This window comes from Streptomyces sp. NPDC043870 (assembly GCF_056435785.1).
In genome coordinates this window covers 69,367-81,314 of record NZ_JBWKDT010000033.1, presented here as the reverse complement: position 1 = coordinate 81,314, position 11,948 = coordinate 69,367, and the positions used below count along the sequence as shown (strand labels likewise).

Genomic DNA, 11,948 nt, shown 5'->3' with positions numbered 1-11,948 from the left:
CCCCCCCCCCCCCCCCCCCCCCCCCCCCCCCCCCCCCCCCCCCCCCCCCCCCCCCCCCCCCCCCCCCCCCCCCCCCCCCCCCCCCCCCCCCCCCCCACCCCGTCGAATTGAGTCTCAGAGGCCCTTGGGCGGGGCGGGGACGTGGTTGTCCATGGTGGTGATGCCGCCGTCCTTGGGCGGGGCGGGGACGTGGTTGTCCATGGTGGTGATGCCGCCGTCCTTGGGCGGGGCGGGGACGTGGTTGTCCATCGTCGTGATGCCGCCGTCCTTGGGCGGGGCGGGGACGTGGTTGTCCATCGTCGTGATGCCACCGTCCTTCGGCGGAGCCGGGACGTGGTTGTCCATCGTCGTGATCTCTTCGTTCTTCTTCGCTTCGTTCTTCTTCGCTTCGCTCATCGTCGTCACTCCCCAGTGTCGTTCGGGCCGGTCGGTAACGCCCGCTCGGCGACTCCCCCGTGGGCCGCCGAGCGGGCGTATCGGGACCGCTCACCTTAACGATGAGCCCCCTGGCGCCCCGTCTGCCCCCCGACGCGACGGACCGATGAGTACGAGAGTGCCTGGCGGGCATAAACAAACGCTGAACGAGCGGGTGGGGAGGCCCCTCAGGCCGCGGCGAGCGGCGTCAGCAGTGCCCTCACCTGGTCCGCGTCGCCCACTCCCAGTTGCTCGTAGACGGCGAGCGCCTCACGCCAGCAGGCACGTGCACGGTCGGTCTGGCCGAGGGCGTCGAGGGCCCGGCCCAGAATCGTCAGAACATTGCCCCGCATCCGGTCGCCACCGATGCAGCCGTTGGCCAGGGCCTGTTCGGCATGCTGTGCGGCCACTGCCGGCTTCCGGGCCTTGAGTTGGGCCTCCGCGATACGGAAGTGGGTCGTCCCCTCCCACAGGCGCTGGCGGTCCTCGGCGAACATGCGGAGGGCTTCGGAGAACTGCTCCAGGGCCTCGGAGTGACGTCCCGCGTGCGTCAGGGCAACGCCCAGGGCATAACGGCCGTTGGCGAGACGGACCGTGAGCCCCATGCCGTCGTAGATGCCGATGCCCTGCTGTGCGAGGTCTATGGCGCTCGCGATGCGCCCGAGGAGAAGGTGGACGCGGGACAGGTTGCACAGCGCGCTCGCCGCCCCCACGAGATTCTCGTCGGCGCGGAAGCCTTCCACCGCCTCGAGCAGATGCCGCTCAGCCTCCTCGTACCGCTCCTGGACGATGGCGATGATCCCGCGGTCGTTGTCCGACCAGAACACCGGTGCGGTGTCCTCCACCTCGACCGCCAGCAGACGGGCATTGCGCGCCTCGTCGTCGGCCTCGTCGTAGCGTCCGCCAACCAGGTGCACATTGGCCAGCGTCGTCCGTGCGCGGCCCTCCGCTCGGACGTCGCCCGCCGCCCGAGCGGCCTCCCGTGCGGCCACGGCCGCCGATTCGTACTGCTTCGAGTTGGCGCCCGACTCCGCCAGATCCTTCGTGGCCCACAGCAGGTCGACGGCCCGGCGCAGCCTGGCGCCGGCAAAGGACTGGCCGGCGCAGGCCAGGAGGGAGTGCGCCTCCCGGTACAGCCAGTCCAGCGCCTCGTGCCGGTCCGTGAAGGCCAGGCCTTCGTAGGTCGTCGCCGCCAGGTGGTCCACCAGCCGGTCTCCCGGCCGCTCCAGCGCGTACACCCCCGCCGCCGTCGCCAGATAGAAGTCCAGCAGCCGCGACAGCGCCGCCTCCCGCTCCGTCGGCGGCTGTTCGTCCCTCTCCGCGCACGCACGCGCGTAGAGCCGCACCAGGTCGTGGTACCGGTACCGCCCCGGCGCCGCCGACTCCAGGAGGGACGTGTCGACGAGGGCCTCCAGCAGGTCCTCGGTGTCCTGGGGCGAGCGGCCGAGGACCGCGGCGGCCGCGGCCAGGGAGATGTCCGGGCCGTCGGCGAGGCCGAGGAGGCGGAAGGCGCGCGCCTGGGCGGGTTCCAGCTGGCCGTAGCCGAGTTCGAAGGTGGCCTTGACGGCGAGGTCGCCGGCCTGGAGCTCGTCGAGTCTGCGGCGTTCGTCGGCGAGCTTCGCCGCCAGTACGGAGACGGTCCAGGTGCGGCGGGCCGCGAGCCGGGAGGCCGCGATACGGATGGCGAGCGGGAGGAAGCCGCAGGCTGCGACGACGTCCAGGGCTGCCTCGCGCTCGGCCGAGACGCGCTCCGCGCCCACGATCCGGGTGAAGAGCTGGAGCGCCTCCTCCGGGGACATGACGTCGAGGTCCACGAGGTGCGCACCGGCCAGGTCGACCATGCGCACGCGGCTGGTGATCAGGGCGGCGCAGCCGGCCGTGCCGGGCAGTAGGGGCCTGATCTGCGCGGCGTCGCGGGCGTTGTCCAGCAGGACGAGCACGCGCCGGCCGTCGAGCAGCGAGCGGAACAGCGCCGCCCGCTCGTCGAGCGAGTCCGGAATCGCGGAGTCCGCGGTGCCCAGGGCCCGCAGGAACGCGCCCAGTACCGTCTCCGGTTCGGCGGCCCGCGCGCCCGCGCCCTGCAGGTCGACGTAGAGCTGCCCGTCCGGGAAGTGCGGCCTGGCCTCGTGGGCGACATGCACGGCGAGGGTCGTCTTGCCGACGCCGCCGATGCCGGCGAGCGCGGAGACGGCCATGACGGACCCTTCGGCGGCGGCCAGCCGCGCGCCGAGTTCCCGTACGAACGCGGCGCGTCCGGTGAAGTCGGGGACCGTGGCCGGGAGCTGGGCGGGCCGGGCGGTCTGCGGCGCGCTCCGCGCCGGCTCCTCGACCGGGCGGGCCAGTTCCGCGTCGGCCTGGAGGATGCGCTGCTGGAGCCGGGACAGTTCGGGGCGCGGGTCGACGCCGAGCTCGTCGGCGAGCAGCCGGCGCGTGTCGGCGTAGACGGCGAGCGCCTCCGCCTGGCGCCCGCTGCGGTAGAGGGCGAGCATCAGCAGTTCGCGCAGCCGCTCCCGCAGCGGGTGCGCGGCGGTGAGCGCCGTGAGCTCGGAGACCGCCTCGGCGTGGCAGCCGACGTCGAGGTCCATCTCCAGGCGGGTCTCCAGGAGCTGGAGCCGCCACTCCTCCAAGCGGGCGCGCTGGGTCTCGGCGTACAGGCCGGGGACGGACGCGAGTGGCTCGCCGTCCCACAGTCCGAGCGACTTGTTGATCAGTACGCGCGCCTGGCAGCGGTCGCCGCCCGCACGCGCCTTCTCCGCCTCGGCGACGAGCTCCTGCGCGACATGCAGATCGAGTGCGTCGGAGGGGGTACGGATCGCATATCCGCCGGATTCGCTGACGAGGACGCCCGGGTCCAGCACCTTGCGCAGCCGCGATGCGTACGTCCGTACCGCCGCGAGGGCCTGGGAAGGCGGCTCCTCGCCCCAGATCGCGTCGATCAGCTCGGCGGCCGTGGCGGTACGGCCATCGCGCAGCAGCAGGGCGGCCAGCAGGGCGCGCTGCTGCGGTGAACCGGACGGCAGGGCTTCGCCGTCCCGCCAGGCGCGCACGGGTCCGAGCACGCTGAAGCGCAGGTCGGTGCCGCTGCCCGGCCGTTGCGGAGTGCGTTGCTCCGGAACGCGTGCCTGAGCGGAGGGCCCGTCCTCACGGTCCATAGCTTCCCCCTGCATGCTGCCCGTAGCGCTGGTATCGCCGGTGTCGCACCGGTATCGCCCTCGACAGTCTGCCTTGTACGGGCCTGACTCGTCAGCAGTGGGTGACTCTCTGCACAGGATCTGCCGGATACCGCCGACATCCCGTCGACCGGCCGGGACCAGGTAGCTGACGGGCCGTCAGATCAGCGCTACCGTGGAACGCATGGAGACCTTCCCGAAGATCATCTCGGTGGACGACCACACGGTGGAGCCCCCCAACGTCTGGCGGGACCGGCTCCCGTCGAAGTACCAGGACCACGGCCCGCGCATCGTCCGGGCACCGCTGAAGGAAATGACCTTCCTGGGCGGCAAGTTCGCCCCGGTCATGGGCGCCCCCGGGGACGACGGGCCGATCGGGGACTGGTGGGTGTACGAGGATCTGCACCGTCCGCTCACCCGGCTCGACACCGCCGTCGGCTACGACCGCGACGAGATCAGGCTGGAAGTCATCACGTACGAGCAGATGCGGCCGGGTTCCTACAGCGTTTTGGACCGGCTCGCCGACATGGACGTCAACCACGTCCAGTCGGCGCTCTGCTTCCCCACCTTCCCGCGCTTCTGCGGGCAGACCTTCACCGAGGCGAAGGACCGTGAGCTCGGGCTGCTCGGGGTCCGCGCGTACAACGACTGGATGGTGGAGGAGTGGTGCGGGCCGGACGCGCAGGGCCGGCTGATCCCGCTCACGCTGATACCCCTGTGGGACGCCGAACTGGCCGCCGCGGAGGTACGGCGCAACGCGGCGCGCGGGGTGCGGGCGGTGGCGTTCTCCGAGATACCCCCGCATCTGGGACTCCCGTCCATCCACACCGACGCATGGGACCCGTTCCTCGCGGCGTGCGACGAGACCGGCACGGTCGTCGCCATGCACATCGGATCCTCGTCCAGGATGCCCTCGACCTCCGCGGACGCCCCGCCGGCCGTCGGCTCGACCATCACCTTCGCCAACTGCTGCTTCTCGATGGTCGACTGGCTGATGAGCGGCAAGTTCGAGCGCTTCCCCAACCTGAGGATCATGTACGCGGAGGGCCAGATCGGCTGGATCCCGTACATCCTGGAGCGCGCGGACGTGGTGTGGGAGGAGAACCGCGGCTGGGGCGGCGTCGCGGACAAGGTCCTGCGACCCCCCTCCGAGCTGTTCGCCGAGCATGTCTACGGCTGCTTCTTCGACGACGCCTTCGGGCTGAGGAACCTGGACGCGATCGGTGTCGGCAACGTCCTGTACGAGACGGACTATCCGCACTCGGACTCCACCTGGCCCAAGTCGCGGGAGGTCGGCGAGGCCCAGATGGGGCATCTGGCGCCGGATGTGGTGGACCGGATCGTGCGCGGGAACGCGATCGAGCTGCTGGGGCTGACGTCCGAGGGGCTGTGGGCGGGGGCGTGACGCGACCGAGCCGCGGCCCCCGGTGAGGGGCCGCGGCGTGCGACGGCCTTGACGCGCGGCGATCTAGCCAGTCGACGGCTGGCACTCACCCGTGCGAGGAGCTGCCACTGCGTCTCGTGGGTGGAGAGCGTGGCGTGGCCGAGCGAGACGTGAGCGGTTCGCACTTCTCGGGGGCACTGCTCCACAAGCATGCGCAGGCCCCCCATGAGACGAGTAGCGTCGGTCCCAGCAGAAAGGACGCGCCACGATGAGTACTCAGCCCGACCGGCACGCCCCGCCGGGCGCACTCCCCTCACTGCACACCATCGGCGACGTGAGGGCTGCCCTGCGCCAGGGGCGTGGCTTTCCCGGCGACCGGGAGAATTTCGAGAAGGACCTCGACCACGCCCTCAACATCTCCACCGAGACGGACCTGCGGGCGGTCGCGGAAGTGATCCGCGACTATCGCGGCCGCGTCCTGCTGCACTCCGATCCCGATTTCGAGGCGGCTCTGGCAGAAGGTGTCGACCTTACGCGGCGGCTCAAGGCAGGCGATGAGGAGACGTCTCGGTGAGCGGCACCACGGACATCATCGCCGTGGTCACGAATCGCGCGCAGCAGCGAGTAAAGACGTACGGGACGGCCGCCGAGGACGCGGTCGAAGCTCTCCGGCGTGAGCTGGAGCGCGCCCCGCGCATCGGCGTCCTTGTCCGGATGCAGGGAAACGCAGAGGTCTACAAGACGCGAGTCGAAGGCCGCGAGGGAATGCCTGGCCTTGCTGTCGCGTATGTCTACACTCCTCAGCCGCCACCGCAGACGATCGCCATCGTCTCTGTCGTCCCGGACGAGGCGCCGCGCGGCGACGACTGACGGCAAGGCAATCGCCATGCGCGGTGGTACCGCGAGGCGCTCTGCCGCGGACGTGCCGAAGCGGTTCTCAGGGGGCGTAACCGGGTGAGGAGGCCACGGGCCCGGCCCCGTACCTCGTGGCGAAGGCTCCGTACCGCGGCGGCGCCGGGCCGGCACCGAACACAGGCCGCGGCCAATGCGCACATGTCGTGGACATCGAGGCACGGGCGCCCCCACCATCGGCACATGACGCTTACGCCGGCCGACGCCGACAAGATCCTCGCCGACAACTTCGCCCCCTGGGTGCTGGAGCTGGGCCTCTCCGTCGTGGAAACGGGCGACCTCCACACCGTCCTGCGCCTCCCCTGGTCGGACCGGCTCGCCCGCGAGGGCGGCGCCCTGTCCGGCCAGGCGCTGATGGCCGCGGCCGACACCGCGACCGTGATCGCCGTGTCCTCGGCCCGCGGCGCCTTCGTCCCGATGACGACGGTCCAGCAGTCGACCACCTTCCAGCGCGCGGTGACCGGCGCGGACGTACTCATCGACGCGCGGATCTCGAAGCTGGGCAGGCGGATGGCGTTCGCGGACATCACGATGACGGCAGAGGGCGCGACCGAGCCCGCGGCCCGCGCCTCCACGGTGTACGCGCTGCTGGGGTAGACGGCGCACGCGCTGCCGGGACAGGCCTGTCTCCGGGATCAGCCCGGATCGAGCCCGGCAAGATCCCAGGACAGGCCTCCAGGACAGGCCTCCAGGACAGGCCCCCCAGGGGGTGCCCGGCGGATCCCGTCGGCCGGTCCCGCCGGGCCGTCCGTCGCAGGCGGACTACCAGGCCACGGGCAGCTCGATCGGGAAGCGCCGGATGGTCTCGGTGTCCCAGCGCACTTCCTCCGCGGGCACGGCCAGCCGCAGTCCCGGGAACCGCTCCACCAGCCGTCCGATCGCCACCTCCAGTTCCGCGATCGCCAGCGGCGCGGCGATGCACCGGTGTCCGCCCCAGCCGAAGGTCATGTGCGGCAGGCCGGGCCGGTCCGGGTCGATGGCGTCGGGGTCCGGGAAGCGCTTCGGATCGCGGTTCGCCGTCAGATACGACACATGGACGAAGTCGCCCGTCCGGATCCGTACCCCGTCGATCTCCACGTCCTCCAGAGCCACCCGGGGAATGCCGACCCCCTTGCGGAAGGGGATGAAGCGGAGCAGCTCGTCCAGGACGGCGGACAGGGTCTCCGGCCGGTTCCTGAGCCGCTGCATCAGCTCGGGGCGGGTCAGGAGGAGGTAGGAGATGTTGCTGATCTGGCAGGTGGCGGTGTCGTGCCCGCTGAGCATCAGCGTCAGCGCCATGACCGCCAGTTCCTGGTCGTCGAGCGCGTCGTCGCCGTCCTTGGCCGCGGCCAGCGCGCTGATCAGGTCATCCCCGGGGGCGCGCCGCCGCTCGTCGACCAGCCGGCCGAAGTACGCCCGCAGCTCCGCCTTGGCGGTCGCCGCGGTCTGCCGGCTGTCCGGGCCGGTGGAAAGCAGCTGATGGGCGTACTCCTGCATCCGGGGCCGGTCGGCCAGGGGGATCCCGAGCAGCTCGCAGATGGTGTGCTGGGGCAGCTGGTCCGAGAGATGGCGCACCAGATCCGCTGGCGGCCCCGCCGCGGCCATCTCGTCGAGCAGCGTGTCCACGAGCCGTACGATCGCCATCCGCATCGGTTCCACGTGCCGTGGGGTGAAGGCCTGCGAGGCCAGCTGCCGCAGTCGGCTGCTGCGCGGCGGGTCCATCACGTTGATCGACTCCGGGGAAACGATCGGCTCCGGCGTCAGCCGCGGATAGTCGTGCCCCATGATCTCCGCCCGGCTGAACCGGTGATCGGTGGTCACCTTCCGTACCCCGTCGAACCCGGTGACCAGCCAGGCGTGGGCGTCGCCGTACGGCAGCCTGATCCGGGTGATGTTCTCGCGGGCCATCAGCTCCGCGAGCGAGGGGTCGAACTCCAGGCCATCGCTGAAGTCGAACGGGCAGGTGGTTACTTCGCCGGTTTCGGGCATCGCTGCTACTCCAGCTCCAGGACGACGGTCGCTGCTGACGCGCATGTGGGACGGGTGGGAGACAGCCGTCCCGGCGTTTCCCGCGTATGCCATATGTGTGCACTGCATCAGTGCCGGACACCTCCGCACGCCCGGATGGACCATCCGACCGGCCGGCGGATGTCCCGGTGGGGGCTTGAAAACCGCCGGGACTCCGGAGCAGGGGGCAGCCCCCGCAGTCACCCAGAAGTGGGGGCGCAGTGGACGTGTGCATGACACTGCCGCGATAGCGTGAAAGCACGGGAAACTGGTTCCGTACCCCCCGGGGCCCGTTGGCATCACCTGCTCCGCCGCTCGCACGACAGACAAGGACCCCCTCCCATGCCCACTCGCCGCACCGTGGCCGTCGTGGCGTTCCTCGCCGGTACTGCACTCGCCGGCGGCGCCGCCGTAGCCGTCCAGTACCTCGCGACACCGGACACCGGGGTTTCCGTGCGTTCCGAGCCGAAGAAGAGCCGTGCCGACTACCTGCGCCTGTGGGAGGCCGAACTCGCGAAGTCCGGCCGGAAGCTCCCCGCCGGAGCGGACCGGATGACGACCCAGGAGATCATGGACGCCTGGACGTCGGAGCGGGCGAAGTACGCGGAGCCGAGCTGATCCGCCGGCCTGGCGGGACCACGCCTGAGAGGAACGGGGCCCGGAACCAGGGCCCCGTTCTCCGTAGTCGGTGACGTTCGAGGCAAAGACATAGCCGAAGGCGCCCACCCTGTCCTGCAGGTTGCCGTGCGTCGGGTGCGGGTCCAGCACCAGTGCCGCATAGTCGGAGCCCTTCAGATCACCGCTGTCCACCCAGGAGTTGGGCGCGATCTTCGCCTTCACGGCCCATGCCCCGAACGGACCGTTGCCGTCCCGGTAGCCGGCAGTGGCCGGTACTGCGCTCGTGATTGCGGGGCCGGACGCCCGCACACCCCTTGTCTGATGGAGCGTCAGCCAAGACCATGGTGGCCCATCGGATATGACGGATCGTCAGATCAAGGGGATCGATCATGGTGGTGTACGGGATGCAGCTCCCGGTCCAGTCGCAGAGCACCATGTACGCCGAGTCCTGGGAAACCTCCGCAGGTCCCCTCGACCTCGCCGAGATCGCCCGCACCGCCGACCGCACCGGCTTCGCCTACATCGCGAGCTGCGACCACGTCGCGATCCCGCGCCGGCTCGCCGCCGCCATGTCGACCGTCTGGTACGACCCCGTCGCCACGCTCTCGTTCCTCGCCGCCGTCACCGAGCGCGTACGCCTCCTCAGCCATGTCGCCGTCGTCGGACTTCGCCATCCCCTCCTCACCGCAAAGCAGTACGCGACGCTCGACCATCTCTCCGCCGGCCGTCTGGTCCTCGGCGTCGGCGCCGGGCACGTACAGGAGGAGTTCGAGGTGCTCGGGGTGGACTTCGAGCGGCGCGGGGCCGTGCTCGACGAGACGATCGACGCGCTCAGGGCGGCGCTCGGGCCCGAGGAGTTCCCGCGGTTCGCCGGGGAGCGGTTCGCCTTCGAAGGGCTCGGGCAGCGGCCCCGGCCCGCCCAGGCCCCGGTGCCGGTCTGGATCGGCGGCTCCTCTCCCGCCGCCGTGCGCCGCGCCGCCCTCAAGGGCGACGGCTGGCTGCCGCAGGGCGATCCGCGTGACCGTCTCCCCGCGCAGATCGCGAAGCTCAGGGAACTTCGCGCGGAGGCGGGGATCACGGACCCCATCGAGATCGGCGCGATCACCGAGCCGCTGTACGTCGGCGACGCCGCCTGGGAGGTCGGCCGGCGGACCCTCACCGGCAAACCGGACGCGCTCGCCGAGTCGCTGCGCGCGTACGGCGCGATGGGCGTGGACCAGATCCAGGTGCGGTTCCGCAGCCGGAGCCGCAGTGAACTCACCGACCAGATGGCGGCCTTCGCCGCCGACGTCGCACCACACCTGAACTGAGGAGAGTGGCATGGGGAAGCTGGACGGACGGGTCGTCCTCATCACGGGCGCCGCGCGCGGCCAGGGCGAGCAGGAGGCCCGGCTCTTCGCCGCGGAAGGCGCGAAGGTCGTCCTCGCGGACGTCCTGGACGACCAGGGCGAGGCGCTCGCCAAGGAACTCGGCGAGGGCGCGGCCGCGTACGTACACCTGGACGTCGGCCAGGAGGCGGACTGGGCCGCCGCCGTCGCCGCCGCCAGGAACGCCTTCGGCCGCATCGACGGCCTGGTCAACAACGCGGGCATCCTCCGCTTCAACGAGCTGGTGAGCACGCCCCTGGAGGAGTTCCAGCAGATCATCCAGGTCAACCAGGTCGGTGCGTTCCTGGGCATCAAGACCGTCGCGCCCGAGATCGAGGCGGCCGGCGGCGGCACGATCGTCAACACGGCCTCGTACACGGCGCTCACCGGCATGTCCTACGTCGGCGCCTACGCGGCGACCAAGCACGCCATCCTCGGCCTGACCCGGGTGGCCGCGATGGAGCTCGCCGGGAAGAAGATCCGGGTCAACGCCGTCTGCCCGGGAGCCGTGGACACCCCGATGAGCAACCCCGGGGGCGCGGACCCGGAGGCACTCGACGAGCTGTACCAGAAGCTGGTGCCCCTCGGGCGGGTCGGGCAGCCGGAGGAGGTGGCACGGCTGGCGCTCTTCCTGTCCTGCGAGGACTCCTCGTACATCACGGGCCAGCCGTTCGTCATCGACGGAGGCTGGCTGGCCGGGGTCAGCGTTCTCTGACGACCCTCTGACGCATCGTCAGATCAGCTCGGGCGGCTCTATTGACGCCCCGGACGCACGGTGGAACAGTCGACGCATTCAGATCTGACGATACGTCAGAAACGTAGGGACGGTGGTGGGACCCCCATGGAATTCGGGCTCTTCGTACAGGGTTACGTCGGCAAGCGCGCCGAGACCGACCCGCTCGCCGAGCACAAGGCACTGATGGAGGAGACCGAGTACGTCATCCAGGCGGACAAGTCCGGCTTCAAGTACGCCTGGGCCTCCGAGCACCACTTCCTGGAGGAGTACTCGCACCTCTCGGCGAACGACGTCTTCCTCGGCTATCTCGCACACGCCACCGAGCGGATCCACCTGGGTTCGGGGATCTTCAACCCGCTGGCGCAGGTCAACCACCCCGTGAAGGTCGCCGAGAAGGTGGCCATGCTCGACCATCTGAGCGAAGGACGCCATGAGTTCGGTTCGGGGCGCGGAGCCGGCTCGCACGAGATCCTGGGGTTCATCCCCGGCGTCACCGACATGAACTACACCAAGGAGATCTGGGAAGAGACCATCGCCGAGTTCCCCAAGATGTGGCTCCAGGAGGAGTACGTCGGCTTCCAGGGGAAGCACTGGTCGCTGCCGCCGCGGAAGGTGCTGCCGAAGCCGTACGGGAAGTCCCACCCGGCGATGTGGTACGCGGCGGGCTCCCCGCCCTCGTACGCCATGGCCGCCAGGAAGGGGCTCGGGGTGCTGGGCTTCAGCGTCCAGAAGGTCTCCGACATGGAGTGGGTGCTGGACCAGTACAAGGGGGCGATCGGCGACGCCGAGCCGATCGGTGACTACGTGAACGACAACGTCATGGTCACCTCGACGGCGATCTGCGCGCCCACGCACGAGGAGGCCGTGCGGATCGCGGCGGGCGGCGGCCTGCACTACCTCCAGTCGCTGGTCTTCCGCTACCACGACACCTTCCCGCGGCCCGAGGGCTTCCCGGTCTGGCCGGAGACGCTGCCGGAGTTCAACGAGGAGCTCATCGAACTCCTCATCGCCGAGGAACTGCTGATCTGCGGCGATCCGGACGAGGTGCTCGCGCAGTGCAAGCGGTGGGAGCAGGCGGGAGCGGACCAGCTGTCGTTCGGACTGCCGATCGGCATCTCGAAGGAGGACACGCTCCAGACGGTCAAGCTCATCGGCGAGCACGTGATCCCCAAGATCGACACGGACCCGGTCCACCGGACGACCCGCTTCCGCGACGCGGCATGACCGGGGGCCCACGCCCCCCGACCCCCGCCGGGGCTGCTTTTCCGGGCCGACCCCCGAAATCCAGCCCGTCCGGCGACTGAGGACACGGCCGAAGGCCGTACGGGGGGATACACACAGACCGCGGGCGGCGTCTTCCC

General features: G+C 70.7%; 11 protein-coding genes. 8 read left to right on the top strand and 3 right to left on the bottom strand.

The window, feature by feature from the left end; translation table 11 throughout:
• Positions 1 to 114: 114 nt before the first annotated feature.
• Together afsS and afsR are read right to left on the bottom strand one after the other, a co-directional pair.
• Entirely contained in the window at positions 115 to 396 is a 282-nt protein-coding gene (gene afsS, locus AC0699_RS30425) for a regulatory protein AfsS (protein ID WP_478666747.1), read from the bottom strand.
• Between the two features lie 206 nt (positions 397 to 602).
• Positions 603 to 3,566, bottom strand: coding sequence for an SARP-family global regulator AfsR (afsR, locus tag AC0699_RS30420; RefSeq protein WP_478666742.1), 2,964 nt, complete (start codon positions 3,564 to 3,566; stop codon positions 603 to 605).
• 202 nt (positions 3,567 to 3,768) lie between these two features.
• On the opposite strand from afsR, the gene AC0699_RS30415 reads away from it, so the two are divergent.
• The 4 genes from AC0699_RS30415 (at position 3,769) to AC0699_RS30400 (ending at position 6,477) form a co-directional block, all read left to right on the top strand.
• A complete protein-coding gene (locus AC0699_RS30415) occupies positions 3,769 to 4,989 on the top strand; it encodes an amidohydrolase family protein (RefSeq protein WP_478666738.1) in 1,221 nt (406 codons plus the stop codon).
• 247 nt (positions 4,990 to 5,236) lie between these two features.
• On the top strand, positions 5,237 to 5,542 hold the full coding sequence (locus AC0699_RS30410) for a DUF6247 family protein (protein ID WP_478666734.1): 306 nt from the start codon (positions 5,237 to 5,239) through the stop codon (positions 5,540 to 5,542).
• Positions 5,539 to 5,838, top strand: coding sequence for a hypothetical protein (locus tag AC0699_RS30405; protein WP_478666731.1), 300 nt, complete (start codon positions 5,539 to 5,541; stop codon positions 5,836 to 5,838). Before AC0699_RS30410 ends, AC0699_RS30405 begins: the two co-directional genes overlap by 4 nt.
• 225 nt (positions 5,839 to 6,063) lie before the next feature.
• Positions 6,064 to 6,477, top strand: a complete 414-nt coding sequence (locus tag AC0699_RS30400) for a PaaI family thioesterase (protein WP_478666730.1) — start codon at positions 6,064 to 6,066, stop codon at positions 6,475 to 6,477.
• Positions 6,478 to 6,642: 165 nt separating this feature from the next.
• Here AC0699_RS30400 and AC0699_RS30395 read toward each other — a convergent pair whose 3' ends face one another.
• Entirely contained in the window at positions 6,643 to 7,848 is a 1,206-nt protein-coding gene (locus tag AC0699_RS30395) for a cytochrome P450 (protein ID WP_478666728.1), read from the bottom strand.
• 360 nt (positions 7,849 to 8,208) lie between these two features.
• Here AC0699_RS30395 and AC0699_RS30390 point away from each other — a divergent pair, with 360 nt between their 5' ends.
• The 4 genes from AC0699_RS30390 (at position 8,209) to AC0699_RS30375 (ending at position 11,811) form a co-directional block, all read left to right on the top strand.
• Positions 8,209 to 8,484 (top strand): hypothetical protein, encoded by a 276-nt coding sequence (locus tag AC0699_RS30390; protein ID WP_478666726.1) that lies wholly within the window; start codon positions 8,209 to 8,211, stop codon positions 8,482 to 8,484.
• Between the two features lie 389 nt (positions 8,485 to 8,873).
• Entirely contained in the window at positions 8,874 to 9,794 is a 921-nt protein-coding gene (locus AC0699_RS30385; RefSeq protein WP_478666723.1) for an LLM class F420-dependent oxidoreductase, read from the top strand.
• Positions 9,795 to 9,804: 10 nt separating this feature from the next.
• Positions 9,805 to 10,566, top strand: a complete 762-nt coding sequence (locus AC0699_RS30380) for an SDR family NAD(P)-dependent oxidoreductase (protein ID WP_478666719.1) — start codon at positions 9,805 to 9,807, stop codon at positions 10,564 to 10,566.
• Positions 10,567 to 10,692: 126 nt separating this feature from the next.
• Positions 10,693 to 11,811: an LLM class flavin-dependent oxidoreductase gene (locus tag AC0699_RS30375; RefSeq protein ID WP_478666718.1), complete on the top strand. Its 1,119-nt coding sequence runs from the start codon at positions 10,693 to 10,695 to the stop codon at positions 11,809 to 11,811.
• Positions 11,812 to 11,948 lie beyond the last annotated feature (137 nt).

Bases quoted from the DNA above. Each gene is read 5' to 3' on its own strand.
- afsS (WP_478666747.1), bottom strand. From the start codon at position 396: ATGAGCGAAGCGAAGAAGAACGAAGCGAAGAAGAACGAAGAGATCACG.
- afsR (WP_478666742.1), bottom strand. From the start codon at position 3,566: ATGGACCGTGAGGACGGGCCCTCCGCTCAGGCACGCGTTCCGGAGCAA.
- AC0699_RS30415 (WP_478666738.1), top strand. From the start codon at position 3,769: ATGGAGACCTTCCCGAAGATCATCTCGGTGGACGACCACACGGTGGAG.
- AC0699_RS30410 (WP_478666734.1), top strand. From the start codon at position 5,237: ATGAGTACTCAGCCCGACCGGCACGCCCCGCCGGGCGCACTCCCCTCA.
- AC0699_RS30400 (WP_478666730.1), top strand. From the start codon at position 6,064: ATGACGCTTACGCCGGCCGACGCCGACAAGATCCTCGCCGACAACTTC.
- AC0699_RS30395 (WP_478666728.1), bottom strand. From the start codon at position 7,848: ATGCCCGAAACCGGCGAAGTAACCACCTGCCCGTTCGACTTCAGCGAT.
- AC0699_RS30390 (WP_478666726.1), top strand. From the start codon at position 8,209: ATGCCCACTCGCCGCACCGTGGCCGTCGTGGCGTTCCTCGCCGGTACT.
- AC0699_RS30385 (WP_478666723.1), top strand. From the start codon at position 8,874: ATGGTGGTGTACGGGATGCAGCTCCCGGTCCAGTCGCAGAGCACCATG.
- AC0699_RS30380 (WP_478666719.1), top strand. From the start codon at position 9,805: ATGGGGAAGCTGGACGGACGGGTCGTCCTCATCACGGGCGCCGCGCGC.
- AC0699_RS30375 (WP_478666718.1), top strand. From the start codon at position 10,693: ATGGAATTCGGGCTCTTCGTACAGGGTTACGTCGGCAAGCGCGCCGAG.